Source organism: Aeromonas sp. 25-248, from assembly GCF_053005425.1.
In genome coordinates this window covers 25,795-43,250 of record NZ_JBRKTB010000017.1, presented here as the reverse complement: position 1 = coordinate 43,250, position 17,456 = coordinate 25,795, and the positions used below count along the sequence as shown (strand labels likewise).

Genomic DNA, 17,456 nt, shown 5'->3' with positions numbered 1-17,456 from the left:
CCCCTCATGCCTCTGCCTTGTTCGATTTTTCTAAACGATGATCGTCAGACGTCACACCTTTCCTAAACAACTCGTCCAGCCCCAGCACCAGTTCCCGGCTGGGCCTGGCATGGAAAATGCCCCCCTGGGGCATGCCGCGCAGGAAGAGATAGAAGACCCCGCCAAAATGCCGGTCGAAATCGTAGCCCGGCAGCCGCAAGGCGAGCAGCCGGTGCAGGGCCAGCGAATAGAGCTGGTATTGCAGATCGTAGCGATGCTCGCGCATGGCCCGCTCCAGGGCCGGGCGGCCGTAATCGGCGGGGTTCATGCCAAGGTGGTTCGATTTGTAGTCGAGCAGATACCAGCGCCCCTGCCACTCGAACACCAGGTCGATAAAGCCCTTGAGCATCCCCTGCACGGTGGCAAAACCGAGCGGCTTGCCGCCCTGCGACAGGGGGTCGTGCTGCTGGCAGAGTGCGGTCAGCGCCGGTGCCGTCACCCGCCCCATGGGCAGAAAGAACTCCAGCTCCACCTGTTTGCGCTCGGGGGCCAGATCCCGCAGCCGCACCGGATCCCCAAGGCCGGTCTCAAGGGGAGTATCCAGCACCGCCTCCACCTGCTGTTGCAGCACGGGGGCCCAGCCTTCGTCGAACCCCTCCTGGGCCAGCAGGGCGGCGATGTGCTGTGCCAGCGACTCGCCCTTCGCGTGCTCGAAGTCGATGGTCTCGAACAGGCTGTGGAGCAGGGTGCCGGGACGCGCCCCCTTGGGGAAGGTGAAGATGGAAGGGGCGGGCGCCTCCTCTTCCTGCACGGTGACGGCGGCCTCGGTGGCCACCTCGTCGTCGAAGCCGGGGTTGGCCAGCACCCCCTTGCCGTGGCCGTTGCCCTGGGCCGCGAGCCCGGAGTAGGAGCTGATCCACCAGTCCCGCTCAAGCTGCCCCTGGAACGCGCGCACGGTGGGCTCACCCGGTTTCTCCGCTTCGGCGGGCAGCGGGGCCGGGCGGGTGAGCGAGGGCTCACCGACGGCCACCCCCGGCAGGGCCTGGGCCAGGTCGGTGAGGGCGGCCGCCAGTGTCCCGGCGTCCCCCTCCTCCCCCTTTTGCAGCAGGTAGCCGATGGCGGTGCGGTGCAGGTCGGTCTTCTCCGACTTGCCCGCCCCGGAGCGCACCGGCGCCAGCCCGAGCCAGGTGGCATAGACCCCCCGGGTCAGGGCCACGTAGAGCAGGCGCAAGTCCTCGGCGAGGCGCTCCTTGTCGGCCTCGGCCAGGGACTCCTCGGCACCGGTGAGATCGAGCACGGTGCGATTGCCCGCCTCCCCCGTTTCGTGGAACAGGGGGGTGTCGGCGGCGCGGTGGCTGCAAATGAACGGCAGGAAGACCAGCGGGTACTCCAGCCCCTTGGATTTGTGGATGGTGACGATCTGCACCAGCTTGCGCTCGGACTCCAGGCGAAGTATCTGCTCCCCGTCCTGGCCGTTGGGCTGGCTCACCGCCTCCCCGAGCCAGCGCAGCAGGGCGTACTCCCCGTCCAGCTCGCCGCTCGCCTGTTGCAGCAGTTCGCCGAGATGGAGGAAATTGGTCAGCCGCCGCTCCCCGTAGGGGCTCGCCAGCAGGGAGGCGGCGAGGTTGCGCCCGTGCATCAGGGCCCGCAGCATGGCCAGCACCCCGTGGCGATGCCAGACCGCGCGGTATCCCATGAACTCCTGCACCGCGCTCTCCCAGGCCCGCTCGTCCGAGGCCAGCGCGTCCAGGGCCCTGGCATCGAGATCGAACAGGCCGGTGGCGAGCGCTGCCCGCAGGCTTCGCTCATCGCTCGGGTTCTGGCAGGCGTGCAGGATCAGCAGGATCTCCCGCGCCTCCACCTGGGCCAGCACGCTCTCGCGGTTCGACAGATAGACGGAGGCGATGGCAAGGCGCGCCAGCTCCTGCTGCACCAGCTTGCCCTCGGCGCCGGTGCGCACCAGCACGGCGATATCCCCGGCCCTGACCGGCTCGCTGCCGAGCATCGCCTTGCCCTCCCGGGCCAGCGTGAGCAGGCGATGGATCTCCGCCGCCGTGGCGCGGGCCATCCTGCTCTGGTACTCCCCTTTGTTGAAGGTGGGCTGACCGGTGAGCTGCCAGCAGTGCAGCACGGGGGCGCTCTGCCCCTCGATCAGCAGTGCCCGGCTCTTGCCCTGCGCCTCCACCGGCAGGAAGGGGATGTCCGCCTCGTAGATGAAGGGATCCTTCGCCCGCTCGAACAGGCCGTTGACCGCCGCCACCAGGGCGCGGCTTGAGCGCCAGTTGCGCCCGAGGGTGTAGTGGGCGCTCACATTTCGCCGCGCCTGGATGTAGGTGAAGATGTCCGCGCCACGAAAGCCGTAGATGGCCTGCTTGGGGTCGCCGATCATCAGGAGCGCCGTGTCCTGGTGACCGCCGTAAAGGCGATGGAAGATGCGGTACTGCTGGGGGTCGGTATCCTGGAATTCATCGATCATGGCGACCCGGTAGGTGGCGCGGATGCGCTCGCACAGCCGCTCCCCCAGGCCCGAGCCGAGCGCCCCGTCGAGATCCCGCAGCAGATCGTCGAAGGAGAGCTGATGGGCCTGGCGCTTGCTCTCCTGCATCCGGCTGCGCACCACCCTGGCCGCCCGCTGCAAGACGAGATCCCGGATGCCGGGTCGGCTCGCCAGCAGGGCGTCTATCTCGCCAAAGAGCGGCAGGGTGGGCACCGTTCCCCCCTTCTTGAGGTTCTCCTCCAGCGCCTGCTGGCCGAAGCGCTCCAGCTCCTTGGGCAGGACGTAGCCGCTGGTCTCGTCCTGCGCCCAGTCGCCAATCTTGGCAAGCCACCCCTCGTAGTTCTTGCCGGTGTAGCGGCTGATCTGCCCCTCGGTCTGGCGGCGGATCTCGTCCGTCTGCGCCAGCCACCCGGCTTTCACCGCCCCGATGCGGGCCATGGCGACGCTGTGCCGCGCCGCCAGGGTCTCGTCCCCCGCCACCGGGCGGATCTCCAGCTCGTCGTTGTCGAGCCAGCTCCCCATCTCCCGCAGCAGGGCGGCGGGGCTCGGCCAGAGCCTTCGCACCGCCCGGGCCAGGGGCTGATCCACCGGATAGAACTCGGCGCGCCAGTAGTCACTCACCGCCTGCAGCCGGAGCCGGCTGTCGTCGGTCAAAAATTCGGTTTCAAAGAGGGCGCCCGACTCGAAGGCATTCTGCCTGAGCATCCGCTGGCAGAAGCCGTGGATGGTGAAGACCGCCGCCTCGTCCATCTGCCGCTCGGCGGCCAGCAGGCGACGGGCCGCCAGGTCGTGATCCTCCACCTCCGCCAGCAGTTGGGCCAGCAGGGTATCCGTGCTGTGACCGCGCATAAAGGCGAGGCGCGCCTCGTGGATGCGGGCGCGGATCCGCCCCCTCAGTTCGGCGGTGGCCGCCTCGGTAAAGGTCACCACCAGGATCTCGGTCACCGACAGGGGCCGCTCGTGGGCACAGGGCTGACCGGCGTCTCCCCCCTCCTCGCCTGTTTGTTCGATAACCGGGCCGTGGCCCAGCAAGAGGCGCAGGTAGAGGCCCGCGATGGTATAGGTCTTGCCGGTCCCGGCGGAGGCCTCGATCAGCCGCTCGCCATAGAGGGGAAAACGCAGGGGATTGAGCGGGTTAGCCATTATTGCAACTCCTCCAGCGCCTGATGGAGCGGGGTCAGGTGTTCACGGGCCAGCCCCTGCAACTGGGCCAGCACCTCGTCATCGAGTTCCGGGAAGCAGCGGGCGACATAGACGTCCTGCCCCTCTCCCGTCACCATGTAGCCGCCGTTGAAGCGGGCAAGCGCCGCCTTGTCGGCCTCCTCCGGCTTTGCCGGATCCTTCTCGATCGCCTTGAGCCACTCCCAGGCGGTGCTCGGAAAGAACGGCAGCGGCCGCTTCATCCCCTGGGTCCAGAGGGCCACCAGGGCCGCCAACCTGGGCCGCGCCTCGTCCGCCGCAAGCCTTGGCAGCCGCAGACTCTGTTTGGCATCGAACAGCAGGGTGTCGCCGGGGGCGCTGCTCAATGAGAGGCAAAGGTGCTGGATCCAGGCCAGCAGCAGATCCTTGCCGTTGAAGCTGCCGGGTTTGACCACCAGCGCTCGTCCCTTCTGGGTGTCTATCCAGCCCTGAAGCTGCCCCTGGGCCAGGGCGATATCGATCTCCACCGCCTGTTTGTCCCCCGTCCAGGGACGCAGCCGCGCCGCCAGCTTGCCCATCTCGCCGTCGATCTCCTCCAGCAGCAGGCTGCCGAACCACCCTTGCGGTAACAGGCCGGAGAGTTGCAGCCGGTGGCGACGGGCCTCGCTCTCCCCTTCGGTCAGATGGGCATCCAGCAGCAGCGCCTTGAGCTGATAATGCTGCAGGCCGTCCAGCTCGAAGGGCTCGCTGTCTTCGATGGTCGCCTCCTCCAACTCGAACCACACCTTGAGGCGGCGGTTGAGGAAGTACCTGGCTGGCTGGCGATAGAAGCGCAGCAGCTCCGCCAGCTCCAGCCCCTGCTCCCTGCCCCACTCCGCGGGCAGGGGCAGATCGCCGCTCTGGAAGTTGGCGGCCCCCCGCTCCGGGCTCAGGGCCGGCAGCCAGTCGGCGGCATAGGTGAAGAGACCGGAGCCGGGTTCGGGATAAAAGTAGGCCGGGCTGTAGGGGGTGAGGGGGTGCGCCACGATCAGGTGTTCGAGCAGCCGCCGGCCCGAGGTGTCGTCGTCGAGATCTTCATCCCCCGCCAGCACGAAGCCCTGGCGCACATAGTCGATGAGCTCCGCCAGCAGCACGGAGGGCACCTTCTCGCTGTTGTCCTGGGCGCTGAACCCCTGATAGCTGATGTAGAGCCCCTGCTGGGCACTGAGGAGCGCCTCGAGGAAGAGGTAGCGGTCGTCATCCCGGCGGGATCGGTCCCCTCGCCGCGAGGCCACCGCCATCAGATCGAAGCCCATGGGAGGCAGGGTGCGCGGGTAGACGCCGTCGTTCATGCCGAGCAGGCAGACCTGGCGGAAGGGGATGGAGCGCATCGGCATCAGGGTGCAGAAATTGACCTGACCGGCGAGGAAGCGCTGGCTGGAGCGAGACTCCCCCAGCACGCTGCCGAGGTAGTCCTGCAACAGGTCGGCACTGATGGCCTGCTCGAAGCGGGCCTCGCCGAGCTGGGCCTGCCAGTCGGTGAGCTGGCTGCGGATGAGCTGGAGCTGGCGCTCTTCATCCTCGTCGGCGAGATAGAAGCGCTCCAGCAGCGCCAGCAGGCAGGCGTGCCATTCGGCCAGCGGCTGCGCCTGTTGCAGCCGGGGCAGAAACTCCGCCAGGGAGTCGACGAACCAGGCGAGCTTGCCGAGGATCAGCCCCTGCTGACCCTCGATGTCCGCATAGGGCAGGATCCCCGCCACCGGCTCCCCGTCCCCCATGGCAAAACCCAGCAGCATGCGCCGCAGGCCGAACAGCCAGCTGTTGCCGGACAGACGCGGCAGCGCGAAGCGCTCGGGATAGTCGTCATCCAGCCCCCAGCGGATGCCGGTCTCCTGCACCCAGCGCCGCAGCACGTTGAACTCGTCGTCGTCCAGCTCGAAGCGGCGCAGCACGGCGGGCACCTCCAGGATGGCGAGCAGCTCCCCCGCCCCGAAGCGGGCGTTCGGCAGCCTGAGCAGGGCGAGGAAACTTTGCAGCAGCGGGCTCTCCTGGCTCGCCGCCCGATCGGAGATCGCAAAGGGGATCTGGCCGCGGGCCCCGCTCCGCCCCTTGCCGCCCTCCTTGCCAAAGACGGCCTGGATGTAGGGGCCGTAGCTGTTGACGTCCGGCATCATCACCACCACGTCTTTGGGGGTGAGGGTGGGATCCTGCTCGAACAGGGCCAGCAGCCGGTCGTGCAGCACCTCGAGCTCCCGCATGGGGCCGTGGCAGGCGTGGATCTGCAGGGTGCCGTCATCCAGGCTGACAGGGCTCTTGTGGTGGCTGGCATCGAGATTGAACTCGCCGGCCCCCCGTTCCGCCAGCTCCAGCACGTCTTTCTGGATGGCCCGCAGCAAGGTGACCTTGCCCTCATCGTCGCGATCCTCGATGTCGACGAAGGCCTCGATCTGCGGCACCTCCAGCTCCATCAGCTGGTGCAGGTAGTCGCGCCCCAGCTTGCCCATGGAGGCGAGCAAGGGGTTGGCGGGACCCTGCAGGGTCTCGAGATCCGTGCCGGGCTTGAGCTTGTTTTCGAGGCGCGCCAGGGTCTTGCGATCGAGCAAGTCCCCCCAGTAGTAACGGCAGGGGTTGGTCACAAACAGGTGCACCTCCACCTCGGGGCGGCTGCCGAGGGCCAGCAGGGCCTCCACGTAGCGGGGCGGCAGGGCCGAGATGCCGAACACGAAGACCCGTTGCGGCAGCCTGCCCGGCAGATCCCGGGTGCGCTCCAGCTCGTGGATGAAGGCCTCGTAGAGGTTGGCGCGGTGGTAGCCGCTGGGGCTGAGGGCCAGGGTGCGGGCCACCAGCTCGCGCCAGAGCTCGGGCTGCCAATCCTGACCGCTCACCCCGGCCAGCTCCTGGCTCAATCCTTCCCCCTCTTCCCAGCGGGCGATCCAGTCCGGCCGGTAGACCAGATACTGGTCGAACAGATCCGCCACCTTCTGGCAGAGCTGCCAGAGCCGCACCTGCTCCGGCACCGCCCCGTCACTGCCCCCCAGATAGGCCGCGAGGGGCGCAAAGGCGGGTCTGCCGAGCAGAGTGGGCAGAATGGTCATCAGGTGCCAGCTCATGGCCCCCTTGTTGTAGGGGCTCTGGCGGGGCACGTCCGCCAGCACCCGGGTGAACATCTCCCAGATGAAACTCGCGGGCAGGGGAAAGTCGATGTTGGCGGCGATGCCGAACGCCTTGGCCAGCTCCAGCTTGAGCCACTGGGCCATGCCGGGACTCTGCACCAGGATCTGCTCCCGATCGAAGGGGTGGGAGAGCGGAGCCTGCCGGATGCGGCTCACCAGCAGCTCTTTGAGCAGATCCAGCTGATTGGAGTGGTAGAGGGTAAACATGGACGACTCCCGCCAATTTCATGAAGAGGGGGTGCGCGGGGGAACACTCTCTGGCATTCCCGTCACGGCACGCGAATCGGGATTGTCGGGGATCGGGGGATAAGATGCAAAAGGCACTTGTGGCGTCCGGACTGCGCGCCGTCACACAGATGACATCCCCGGGAAGCGGGCACAAAAAAGCCGGTGCAGGGCACCGGCCAAAAGGCGTTGGAAAACTTGAAACGTCAGGGTATTACCAGTGCTTGCCGAGGCGGGCATCCAGGCTGAAAGCCCCTGCACCGGCCGCCGCCAGGGCCAGGAAACCACCGGCCACGGAGACGTTCTTCATGAACATCAGCATCTGCATCTGCTCGGCAGGCTGATAGTGGAAGATGAAGGCGGCCATCAGGGTGAAACCGGCCAGCAGCACGGAGAGGCTGCGGGTAAACAGGCCCAGCATGATGGCAAGACCGCCACCCAGCTCCAGCAGGATCACCAGGGGCAGCATGAACCCGGGCACGCCCATGGCTTCCATGTAACCCTGGGTACCGGCGTAACCGCCTATCTTGCCCCAGCCAGCCATCACGAACATCAGCGCCAGCAGTACACGACCCACCAGCAGTGCCACATCTTTCATCTTGTCCATCGTCATATTCCTTTGCTTACCATCATGGTATTTACAGTGTAAAAGCTAATTGTTAACTCATTCATTTCGCCAAGATTTTTCTATCAAGGCAGGTCAAACAGCAGGGCTTCACTCCCCCTGGAGGCGGTGAGCACCCAGCTCGACTCGTCGCGGCTGAGCAGCCCGTCGCCGGGTCGGGCAGCCAGACCGTTGCCGGTCAGCTCCCCTGAAATCATGTGCAGGTAACCATGACGCCCTTGCAATACCCACTCGAGGGTCTCCCCTTCGGCAAGCTGCAGCCGCCATACGCGGGCCTGCTGGCGGATCCTGAAGGATCCCGCCTCGCCGTCCGGTGACGCCACCAGCGTCATCCCGGGCTTGTTTTCAATCTTCTTCTGCTGATAACCCGGGGTCGTGCCGTGTTCATTCGGCTCGATCCAGATTTGCAGCAGGGAGAGCGGCTCGGTCTGCGAGGGGTTGTACTCGCTGTGCCGGATGCCGGACCCTGCGCTCATCAGCTGGAAATCCCCCGCCGGGATCTGCTCGGCGTGGCCGAGGCTGTCCTTGTGCTCTATGGTGCCTTGCAGCACGCAGGTGAGGATCTCCATGTTGGCGTGAGGGTGGGTCGCGAAACCGCCACCCGGCGCCACCCGATCCTGATTGATGACTCGCAGGGCAGAGTGTCCCATCCATTCCGGGTCATAGTAGTGACCGAAGGAGAAGCTGTGACGGGCATCCAGCCAGCCAAAGTTGGCCTTGCCCCGTGCTTCTGCGGCTCTCAATTTCATCATGGTGTGCTCCTCACTGACCAAGTTGGTTCATTAACGCTGGCGACCGTCACCCAGACCGAAGGGGATGCGGTAGCTGCTGCTTTCGTTGCCCAGGCTCACCGTCAGCTTGCCCTGGGTGCGGCTCGGGATGGCGACCTGCTGGGTGCCCATCAGGTTGGCGTGGACGGAAGCCAGCAGATCACCGGACTCGTCGCGCACCTCCAGCATGGGGTTGGCCTTGCCGTCCATCGCGGCGGTGGCGCTCCAGTTGACGAACAGCACGCCCGGGGCGGCATTGAAGTCAGCGGGAACGGAAGCCTGGGCGGCACCTGCGGTCATCAGGCCTGCAACGGCCAGCATCTTGATTACGTTTTTCATGTTCATTCACTCTCTTGGGTTTTATGTCATTGCCAAGGCCCCTTGGGCCCGAATCAATGCATCCATGCAAGAGATCATTCAAATACTATGTTGTTCTTTTGCTGACATCAGACATCGTGTTTGGGGATGTCTCAGCCCGGAACTACCTTTTATTTGGCTGCCAGGCGTTCCTGCCTAAGCGTTGATTGAATATTAAAGTGACTTCCCCTAAGTTGTTAGCGAGATAATCTGGTAAACACATTCAAAAAAATTGAAGGTTGGATATGGCCAAGGAATCGAACAAGGAGCGGGCGCTGACCCTGGAGGCGATCCGGGTGCTGGACGCCATCGACCGTCGTGGCAGCTTCGCGGCGGCGGCCGACGAGCTGGGCAAGGTGCCTTCGGCGCTGAGCTACACGGTACAAAAGCTGGAAGACGAGCTGGACGCCATGCTGTTCGACCGCAGCGGCCACAGGACCAAGTTCACCCCGGCGGGCCGCATGCTGCTGGAGCGGGGCCGGGTGCTGCTGGAGGCGGCCGAGCACCTGGTGGGGGAGACCCGGGCCCTCTCCCGTGGCTGGGAGACCGACATCACCATCGCCGTCGATGCCTTGATGCCGGTACAGGCTCTCTACCCCCTGGTGGATCGGCTGGCCGAACAGACCGATACCCGGCTGAGGTTTCGCGCCGAGGTGCTGGCGGGCAGTTGGGAGTGCCTGGAAGATGGCCGCGCCGACCTGCTCATCTCCTCCCTCAATGCCGATATCGCCATGTCCGGCATCAAGCACCAGGTGCTCAGGGAGGAGGTGATGCTCTACGTCGCCCACCCCGATCACCCCCTGCATCAGGAACCCGAGCCCCTGGCGGACGAGACCCTGCGCCGCTATCGCGCCATCGCGGTGGCCGACACGGCACTGCGCAAGCCGGTGCTCACCTACCGCCTGCTCGACAAGCAGCCGCGCCTGACCGTCAGCACCATGGGGGAGAAGCGGGACGCCCTGCTGGCGGGGCTCGGCATCGGCACCATGCCGCAACGCTGGATTGAAGAGGACATCAAGGCGGGCAGACTCAAGGTGATCAGTCCCGAATATCGCCACCAGATCCAGGTCGTGCTGGCCTGGCGGCGAGACACCATGGGCAAGGCCAAGAGCTGGCTGGTGCGGGAGATCCCCAAGCTGTTTGCCGGTCAGGGGGAATAAAGGACTGCCTTCCGGGGTCGGTGGCGCAGGAAGTACCAAAACTGCGCCCCATTCTTGACGACGGGCTCAGATTCGGAGAAAAGAAAAAAAGCGGACCTCTTGCGAGTTCCGCTCAATGCCAGGAAAGAATAAAACCTTGCGGTTAAAAAAACCCTTAAATTGGAAGCAAACAATCGTTTTCTCAACCAGGAAGGTATTGAATCCGATTCGTGTTGAATTATGTGCGATGTAATATGCATCACCAGCAAAATGTTGAAAGGTTGAAGGATATGCACCACCGAGTGTCACTTTCTGCCACCTTGCACCACAACTGGTCAGGCCATTTCCGCCATTATCACCGGGTTACCCTCCTCTGGTTTTTCTAGGTGTCAAAATTTGAGCCCGATACAGACAAACCACTCAATTTCTGACACGACTAAAAATGCAGATAAAGGAATAGTTGCATGACCTACAGCCAGACACTGGCCAATCACATCCTCGACACCCTGAAGAAAACCCTGACCGACAAGGGGATCCGCTATCAGACCCTGGCAGAAGCCATGGGGGTTTCCATCGCCACCGTGAAGCGCATGATGAACAAGCCCTCCCTGCCGTTCGACACCCTGCTGGAGATCTGCCATCTGGTGGGACTCTCCTTCGAAGAGCTGCTGGACCGGACCCAGGATGCCCAGAGCCGCCGGGCCGTCTTTACCCAGGAGCAGGATGAGGCGTTTCACAAGGAGCCGGGGCTCTATGCCTTTCTCGCCAACATCTTCTGGCGCGACAAGACCCTTATCGATCTCAAGCGGGAGTACGGCCTGACCGATGCCTCCTGCTACCTCTATCTGCGCAAGCTGGAGAAGCTCGGCATCCTGCAGCTTGGCATCGACAACAGCTACCACTTCCTCATCAGCGAGCGCATCAGCTTCGAGCAGCACAGCCGTTTCGCCCGCCAACAGGCGCGCCAGGCCATGTCGGTGCTGGGGGACTATCTGGTGGAGAACATGCACAGGCCCAACAACTACATGGCCCTGTGCCAGCTCCATCTGGGGGAGAGCGAGGCCATGGCGCTGATCGATCGCATGAAGGAGTACTGGCATCAGGAGCTCAAGCTCAACCGCCCCGCCATCGGCCAGCGGGAGGGCAGCAAGACCTACACCATGTCGCTGCAACTGGCCGACTGCGGCTACCAGAGCTTCGACGATCTGATCCCCAACATCGACAACTGATCCCGGTGGATCCTGCGGGATCCGCCATGTCAGGTCGCCAGAACGCCGCTACTCTGCCAGCTGCACCTGCCGCGCGCCGGTGGTGAGCGGTTGCAGTGCCCGGGTATCCAGGCAGATGCGGATGGCATCCGGTCGCCAGTGCTCGATGTCGCAATCCACCAGCTTCCCTTCCTCGTCATGATTGACCCGCACCAACCGCAGCACGGCACTCCCCTGGGCCAGGTTGAGGGCGCGGGCTATCTCTCCCCGGGCCGCCGACGGGGTGATCTCGAGGCTCGCCCAGCCCTGGCCTATGCCATAGCGCTGCCGGTAGAGCTCGGTGAGGGAGCTGGCCAGGGGAGCGCTGGCGATGCCGGGGAAGCGGCTCGCCAGCAGGTGATGGCTGACGTGGAGCACGGGGCGACCGTCGATCAGCCGCTGGCGGCGGATTTCGTAGAGCGGCGTAAAGGGTTCCAGACCCATCCAGCGGCACAACTCGCTGCTGGCAAGCTGGTTGCCATGAGCCAGCACCCGGGTCTCGGCGGTGCGCTGCTGCTCGCCAATCCACTGGTGAAAGTGGGTATGGATGGCGGGATCGTAGGTGAGGCGAGGCGGCGCCACGAACCAGCCACGCCGCTCGGCCCGGTAGATGAGGCCGTCCGCCTCGAGGCTGGAGAGTGCCTCCTTGATGGTGATGCGGGTGGTGGCGAATCGCTCGCTCAGCGCCCGTTCGGCGGGCAGCTGCTGCCCCGCCGCCAGGTGTCCGCTGCCGATATAGCGGCGCAGGGTCCGGCAAATCTGTTCGCACTTGGAGGGTATGCGGCCATCGGCCATCCCCTGTTCACTCAATCGCTCTGTCACTGTCACATCCCTGTCGGTCATTCGGGTTTGCACACCACTGGAGTAGACCAGAGGTTGTCGACCCCGAGTTGTAACCGCCCCTGATGACAGCGCCATGACAGGGCGATTGTCACGAAACTGCCATCAAAGCGCCCCGCCACCGTCATATTTCCCCTCTAGCATCCCTCTCGAACCTTAACTGACCTAGTCCAGAGGGATGGGATGATGAAAAGCGTGATCGCAAGTGCACTGGCCCTGGTGGCCATCAGTCAACCGCTGTTTGCCGCCGAGAACATCGCGGATCTCGAAAAAGCCGCCCGCGGTGAAGGCCAGCTCCAGAGCGTCGGCATGCCGGACAGCTGGGCCAACTGGAAGGATACCTGGCAGCAGCTCGGCAGCATCTACGGCATCAAGCATCAGGATACCGACATGAGCTCCGCCCAGGAGATCGCCAAGTTCGCCGCCGAGAAGGCCAATGCCACCGCCGACATCGGCGACGTGGGCGGTGCCTTCGGCCCGGTCGCGGTCAAGCAGGGGGTCACCCAGCCCTACAAGCCCTCCACCTGGGCCGACATTCCGAACTGGGCCAAGGATGCGGACGGCCACTGGATGCTGGCCTATACCGGCACCATCGCCTTCCTGATCAACAAGGATCTGGTCAAGGCCGCCCCCACCAGCTGGCAATCCCTGCTGGGTGGCGACTACAAGGTGACCCTGGGTGACGTGGGCGTCGCCTCCCAGGCCAACAACGGCGTGCTGGCGGCGGCCTATGCCACCGGCGGCAGCGAGAAGAATCTGAAACCCGCCCTGGATCTGTTCGGCAAGCTGGCCAAGCAGGGCCGTCTGTCGCTGAATGACCCGACCATCGCCAACATCGAGAAGGGCGAAGTGGAAGTGGGGGTGCTGTGGGACTTCAACGCCCTCAACTACCGCGACCAGATCGACCCCAAGAAGTTTGATGTGGTGATCCCGAGCGACGGCTCCGTCATCGCCGGCTACACCACCATCATCAACAAGTGGGCCAAGAACCCCAACGCCGCCAAGTTGGCGCGGGAATACATCCTCTCCGATGCCGGTCAAATCAACCTGGCCCGTGGCTACGCCCGCCCCATTCGCAGCAACGTGACCCTGCCGGATGACGTCAAGGCCAAGCTGCTGCCGGCCGAGCAGTATGCCAACGCCAAGCCGGTGCAGGATCACGCCGCCTGGGAGCAGAGCTCCAAGGCCCTGCCGCGCCAGTGGCAGGAAACCGTCATGATCAACATGCAGTAAGGAGTGGCCAGTGCAACACAAGGTGATAGTGGTACTTGTGGATGGCCTGGCAGCAGAGGTAGCCCATTGCATGGGCTACCTCTGTGGCATGGTGGAGGCAGAGCGCGGCCTGCATACGACCCTGAGTGCCGCCCTGCCCTCCCTCTCCCGCCCTCTCTACGAGTGCATCCTGACCGGCCTGCCGCCGGTGGCGAGCGGCATCACCCACAACGGGGTGACGCGCCTGAGCCAACACGACTCCATCTTCCATCTGGCCCGGGCCGCGGGTAAACGCACCGCAGCGGCGGCCTACCACTGGGTGAGCGAGCTCTACAACCAGAGCCCCTGGCTGGCGGCCCGCGATCGCTTCACTCACGATGAGCAACTGCCCATCCAGCACGGCTGCTTCTACTGGGATGACGGCTACCCCGACAGCCACCTGCTGATGGACGGCGAGTGGTTGCGCAGCCAGTACGACCCCGATTTTCTGCTGATCCACCCCATGGGAGTGGACGATGCGGGCCACCAGTTTGGCCTTGATTCCCGCCAGTACCGCAATCAGGCGCGCCGCATGGACAGCCTGCTGGCCGACCTGCTGCCCCAGTGGCTGGCAGAGGGGTATCAGGTGGTGATCACCTCGGATCACGGCATGAACAACGATCTCAGCCATGGCGGCACCCTGGCCGAGGAGCGCACCGTGCCACTCTGGCTCTTTGGCGACGCCTTCGTCGAGCGCTGGCCGGATGGGGTGGCGATCGCCCAGACCCAGCTCTGCGCCCTGATGGCGGATCTGCTGGGAGTTCCCCACGACAAGCCGGCAGCCCCCCCGCTGCTCAAGGCGGCCTTTATGCGCGAGGTGCACTGATGATGCCTGCCACCACCGAGATCCTCGCGGATCAACAGGTGAAGCCACGCCGGGTGCGCCGCCACTGGCTGCCGGCCCTGGTGCTGCTGCCCTTTGTCCTATTGATGATCCTGTTTCAGCTCGCCCCCATGGTGTGGGTACTGGTGGGCAGCGTCCAGACAACCGATGGCTGGGGTCTCGACCATTACCGGGAGATTTTGAGCTCCCCCTTCTATCTGCAATCCTTCGGCAACTCCTTGCGCATCGCCGGCATCGCCAGCCTGGCGGGGCTCGCCATCGGCACCCTCGGGGCGGCGGCGCTGCGCCACAGCGGCGAGCGGGTCAAGCGGGTGCTGCTGGCCTTCGTCACCATGACGGGCAACTTCAGCGGCGTGCCGCTGGCGTTCGCCTTCATCATCGTGCTCGGCATCAATGGCGCGGTGACCCTGCTGCTCAAATCCTGGGGCCTCATCGACGGCTTCAACCTCTATTCGGGCAGCGGTCTTATCCTGATTTACACCTACTTCCAGATCCCGCTTGCCCTGCTGCTGCTCTACCCGGCGTTCGACGCCCTGCAGGATGAGTGGCCCCAGGCCGCCGCCCTGCTTGGCGCCAGCAAGGGCCAGTATGTGTGGCACGTGGCGCTGCCGGTGCTGACGCCCGCCTTGCTCGGCACCCTGATCATCCTGTTTGCCAACGCGGTGGGAGCCTATGCCTCCGCCTACGCCCTCACCACCGGCAACTTCAACCTGGTGACCATCAGGGTGGCCAGTCTGGTCTCCGGCGACATCTTCCTCGAGCCGAATCTCGCGGCGGCGCTGGCGGTGATCCTGATGGTGCTGCTGGGGGTGGTGACAGCCGCCAACCAGTGGCTGCTGAAAAAGAGCTATGTGAACAGGGGGCAATCCCATGCATGATTTGACGCCGCGCTGGCCCAGATGGGTGCTGGGGGCGCTGGTCGCCACCCTGCTGCTGCCGCTGCTGGCCACCTTTCTCTACTCCATCTCCACCCGCTGGGGGGCGACCCTGCTGCCGGATGGCTTTACCCTCGACTGGTATCTCAAGCTCTGGGGCGATCCGCGCTTTCTGGCGGCCTTTGGCCGCAGCCTCCTGGTCTGTTTCGCCACCCTGCTGCTGGGGACCCTGGTGCTGGTGCCCACCGTGCTGGTGGTGGCCTACTACTTCCCCAGGCTGGATCCCTGGATGAACCTCTTGATCCTGCTCCCCTTCGCGGTGCCGCCCGTGGTCTCGTCGGTGGGGCTGCTGCAGATCTACGCTGACGGCGTGCTGCCGATTATCGGCACGCCGTGGATCCTGATCGGGACCTGGTTCACCGTGGTGCTCCCCTTCATGTACCGGGCGCTGGCCAACAGCCTGCAAGGGGTGCCGCTCAAGGATCTGATGGATGCCGCTCATCTGCTGGGGGCGAGCAGTGCCCGCGCCTTCCTGCTGGTGGTGATCCCCTGCCTGCGCAAGGGGCTGCTGGCGGCACTGTTTCTCTCCCTCTCCTTCCTGCTCGGCGAGTTCGTGTTTGCCAACATGCTGGTGGGCACCCGTTACGAGACCCTGCAGGTCTACCTCTACAACATGCGTGCCACCTCGGGCCACTTCACCAGCGCACTGGTGATGAGCTACTTCCTGCTGACCCTGCTGCTCACCTGGGCAGCCAACAGATTTCATCGGTGAATCAACATGTTCCATCTAGAAGTGAATCAACTGCACAAATTCTACGGCGACACCAAGGTGTTCGAGGGGATTGAATTCGGCATCCGCAAGGGGGAGCTGGTGACCCTGCTCGGCCCCTCCGGCTGCGGCAAATCCACCCTGCTGCGGGCGCTGGCCGGGCTCACCCCGGTGGATGGCGGTCAGGTGCGGGTGGCCGGTGAGGACATTACCTGGCAGGAGCCCCAGAAGCGGGGCATCGGCATGGTGTTCCAGAGTTATGCGCTCTTCCCCAACATGACGGTGTGGGACAACGTCGCCTTCGGCCTCAAGATGAAGCCCCAGCCGGGGCGGGATCTCGCCGCCAGCGTACAGGAGGCGCTGGCGCTGGTGGAGCTGACCGGCTTCGAGCGCCGCTATCCGAGCGAGCTCTCCGGCGGCCAGCGCCAGCGAGTGGCCCTGGCCCGCGCCCTGGTGGTGCAACCCCGGATCCTCTTGCTGGATGAGCCGCTATCGGCGCTGGATGCCCGCATCCGCCGCAGCCTGCGCCAGCAGATCCGCGCGATCCAGCAGCGCCTCGAGCTCACCACCATCTTCGTGACCCACGATCAGGAGGAGGCGCTGACCCTGTCGGATCGGATCTTCCTGATGAACAAGGGGTCCATCGTCCAGAGCGGCACACCGGAGCAGATCTACACCCGCCCCGCCAGCGAGTTCGTGGCGGGCTTTATCGGCAACTACAACCTGCTGGGTGGCGAGCAGGCCAAATCCCTGTTCGGCCCGCGCTTTCGCGGCAAGCTGGCGCTGCGGCCGGAGTCCATCACCCTGCTGCCCGCCGGGGCGGTCAGCCACGAGCCCAGCCTGCCCGGCATCGTTCGCCAGCAGCAGCTGCTCGGCAACGTCATCCGCTATCAGGTGGAGTGCGAGGCAGGGCTGTTGACGGTGGATTGCCTCAACCGCCGTGCCGGCGATCTGCTGCCGGTGGGCAGCGCCGTGACCCTGGTGGTGGCCCGAGATCAACTCTGTGAGGTAGCATAACGCCATGAATCCCATTCATTTTTCAGCCAGTACTCCGATGCTGGCAGCCAACCCGAGGAGCAGCCATGGCCCTGGCACTGTTTGATCTGGACGAGACCCTTATTGCCGGGGATTCCGCCAGCCTCTGGCTGGAGTACATGGTGGCCCAGGAGCTGGCCCCGGCGGGCATGGTGGCCGAGGAGCAGGCCATGATGTCCCTCTACCATCAGGGCAAGATGGACATGCACCAGTACATGGCCTTCACCCTGCAACCGCTGGCAGGCAGGACGCGCCAGTGGCTCGACTCCCTCTGCACCCGCTTTGCCGAACAGGTGCTGCGGGAGCGCCTCTACCCCGAGGGGCGGGCCCGCATCGAGTGGCACCGCCAGCGTGGCGACGAGCTGGTGCTCATCTCCGCCTCCGGCGAGCATCTGGTGGCCCCCATGGCGCAGATGCTGGGGATGGATCACTGCGTGGCCATCCTGCTCGACGAGGAAGCCGGCATGCTGACCGGCCAGACCCGCGGCACCCTGAGTTTTCGCGAAGGCAAGGTGGCCCGCATCAACCAGCTCTTTGCCGGAAAGGAACACCTCTGGCAGGAGAGCTTCGGCTACAGCGATTCCCACAACGATCTGCCCATGCTGCAGGCGGTGAGCCATCCCCATGCGGTCAATCCGGCCCCCGCCCTGCGCCAGTGCGCCGAGGAGCTGGGCTGGCCCCTCTGGACCTGGCAGTTGCACCCTTGATCCC

At 64.9% G+C, this 17,456-nt stretch carries 14 protein-coding genes; 8 read left to right on the top strand and 6 right to left on the bottom strand.

The window, feature by feature from the left end:
- Nucleotides 1–4: 4 nt before the first annotated feature.
- The 5 genes from recB to ACVDHI_RS18505 all read right to left on the bottom strand — a co-directional run bounded on the left by recB (nt 5) and on the right by ACVDHI_RS18505 (nt 8,733).
- The gene (gene recB / locus ACVDHI_RS18525; protein WP_447212391.1) at nt 5–3,619 is read right to left on the bottom strand and encodes an exodeoxyribonuclease V subunit beta; all 3,615 of its coding nucleotides are present in this window, start codon (nt 3,617–3,619) and stop codon (nt 5–7) included.
- On the bottom strand, nt 3,619–6,975 hold the full coding sequence (recC, locus tag ACVDHI_RS18520) for an exodeoxyribonuclease V subunit gamma (RefSeq protein ID WP_447212390.1): 3,357 nt from the start codon (nt 6,973–6,975) through the stop codon (nt 3,619–3,621). The genes recB and recC overlap by 1 nt, the downstream gene beginning before the upstream one ends.
- 232 nt (nt 6,976–7,207) lie before the next feature.
- A complete protein-coding gene (locus tag ACVDHI_RS18515) occupies nt 7,208–7,600 on the bottom strand; it encodes a DoxX family protein (RefSeq protein ID WP_010675909.1) in 393 nt (130 codons plus the stop codon).
- 83 nt (nt 7,601–7,683) lie between these two features.
- Nucleotides 7,684–8,370 (bottom strand): pirin family protein, encoded by a 687-nt coding sequence (locus tag ACVDHI_RS18510; RefSeq protein WP_263309491.1) that lies wholly within the window; start codon nt 8,368–8,370, stop codon nt 7,684–7,686.
- A 30-nt stretch (nt 8,371–8,400) separates the two neighbouring features.
- Complete coding sequence (locus tag ACVDHI_RS18505) at nt 8,401–8,733, bottom strand: hypothetical protein (RefSeq protein ID WP_041211883.1); 333 nt, start codon at nt 8,731–8,733, stop codon at nt 8,401–8,403.
- Between the two features lie 257 nt (nt 8,734–8,990).
- Between ACVDHI_RS18505 and ACVDHI_RS18500 the strand changes: the two genes are divergently transcribed.
- Nucleotides 8,991–9,905 carry a LysR family transcriptional regulator gene (locus ACVDHI_RS18500; RefSeq protein ID WP_447212389.1) on the top strand — a complete coding sequence of 305 codons (915 nt, stop codon included), beginning with the start codon at nt 8,991–8,993 and terminating at the stop codon, nt 9,903–9,905.
- Between the two features lie 443 nt (nt 9,906–10,348).
- A complete protein-coding gene (locus tag ACVDHI_RS18495) occupies nt 10,349–11,113 on the top strand; it encodes a helix-turn-helix domain-containing protein (protein WP_010675913.1) in 765 nt (254 codons plus the stop codon).
- 48 nt (nt 11,114–11,161) lie between these two features.
- Here the strand turns inward: ACVDHI_RS18495 and ACVDHI_RS18490 are convergent, their stop codons facing one another.
- A complete protein-coding gene (locus ACVDHI_RS18490; RefSeq protein ID WP_164882904.1) occupies nt 11,162–11,974 on the bottom strand; it encodes a UTRA domain-containing protein in 813 nt (270 codons plus the stop codon).
- A gap of 183 nt (nt 11,975–12,157) precedes the next feature.
- Between ACVDHI_RS18490 and ACVDHI_RS18485 the strand changes: the two genes are divergently transcribed.
- From ACVDHI_RS18485 to ACVDHI_RS18460, 6 genes are all read left to right on the top strand, one after another.
- Nucleotides 12,158–13,204 carry an ABC transporter substrate-binding protein gene (locus ACVDHI_RS18485; protein ID WP_010675915.1) on the top strand — a complete coding sequence of 349 codons (1,047 nt, stop codon included), beginning with the start codon at nt 12,158–12,160 and terminating at the stop codon, nt 13,202–13,204.
- Nucleotides 13,205–13,214: 10 nt separating this feature from the next.
- Complete coding sequence (locus tag ACVDHI_RS18480) at nt 13,215–14,048, top strand: alkaline phosphatase family protein (protein ID WP_049636429.1); 834 nt, start codon at nt 13,215–13,217, stop codon at nt 14,046–14,048.
- Entirely contained in the window at nt 14,048–14,944 is an 897-nt protein-coding gene (locus ACVDHI_RS18475; protein WP_319886152.1) for an ABC transporter permease, read from the top strand. Before ACVDHI_RS18480 ends, ACVDHI_RS18475 begins: the two co-directional genes overlap by 1 nt.
- Nucleotides 14,937–15,713 (top strand): ABC transporter permease, encoded by a 777-nt coding sequence (locus ACVDHI_RS18470; protein ID WP_039040132.1) that lies wholly within the window; start codon nt 14,937–14,939, stop codon nt 15,711–15,713. Before ACVDHI_RS18475 ends, ACVDHI_RS18470 begins: the two co-directional genes overlap by 8 nt.
- Before the next feature lie 6 nt (nt 15,714–15,719).
- Entirely contained in the window at nt 15,720–16,727 is a 1,008-nt protein-coding gene (locus ACVDHI_RS18465; protein WP_447212388.1) for an ABC transporter ATP-binding protein, read from the top strand.
- Between the two features lie 65 nt (nt 16,728–16,792).
- Nucleotides 16,793–17,452: an HAD family hydrolase gene (locus ACVDHI_RS18460; protein ID WP_323942662.1), complete on the top strand. Its 660-nt coding sequence runs from the start codon at nt 16,793–16,795 to the stop codon at nt 17,450–17,452.
- Nucleotides 17,453–17,456: the final 4 nt, after the last annotated feature.

Bases quoted from the DNA above. Each gene is read 5' to 3' on its own strand.
- recB (WP_447212391.1), bottom strand. From the start codon at position 3,619: ATGGCTAACCCGCTCAATCCCCTGCGTTTTCCCCTCTATGGCGAGCGG.
- recC (WP_447212390.1), bottom strand. From the start codon at position 6,975: ATGTTTACCCTCTACCACTCCAATCAGCTGGATCTGCTCAAAGAGCTG.
- ACVDHI_RS18515 (WP_010675909.1), bottom strand. From the start codon at position 7,600: ATGGACAAGATGAAAGATGTGGCACTGCTGGTGGGTCGTGTACTGCTG.
- ACVDHI_RS18510 (WP_263309491.1), bottom strand. From the start codon at position 8,370: ATGATGAAATTGAGAGCCGCAGAAGCACGGGGCAAGGCCAACTTTGGC.
- ACVDHI_RS18505 (WP_041211883.1), bottom strand. From the start codon at position 8,733: ATGAACATGAAAAACGTAATCAAGATGCTGGCCGTTGCAGGCCTGATG.
- ACVDHI_RS18500 (WP_447212389.1), top strand. From the start codon at position 8,991: ATGGCCAAGGAATCGAACAAGGAGCGGGCGCTGACCCTGGAGGCGATC.
- ACVDHI_RS18495 (WP_010675913.1), top strand. From the start codon at position 10,349: ATGACCTACAGCCAGACACTGGCCAATCACATCCTCGACACCCTGAAG.
- ACVDHI_RS18490 (WP_164882904.1), bottom strand. From the start codon at position 11,974: ATGACCGACAGGGATGTGACAGTGACAGAGCGATTGAGTGAACAGGGG.
- ACVDHI_RS18485 (WP_010675915.1), top strand. From the start codon at position 12,158: ATGAAAAGCGTGATCGCAAGTGCACTGGCCCTGGTGGCCATCAGTCAA.
- ACVDHI_RS18475 (WP_319886152.1), top strand. From the start codon at position 14,048: ATGATGCCTGCCACCACCGAGATCCTCGCGGATCAACAGGTGAAGCCA.
- ACVDHI_RS18470 (WP_039040132.1), top strand. From the start codon at position 14,937: ATGCATGATTTGACGCCGCGCTGGCCCAGATGGGTGCTGGGGGCGCTG.
- ACVDHI_RS18465 (WP_447212388.1), top strand. From the start codon at position 15,720: ATGTTCCATCTAGAAGTGAATCAACTGCACAAATTCTACGGCGACACC.
- ACVDHI_RS18460 (WP_323942662.1), top strand. From the start codon at position 16,793: ATGGCCCTGGCACTGTTTGATCTGGACGAGACCCTTATTGCCGGGGAT.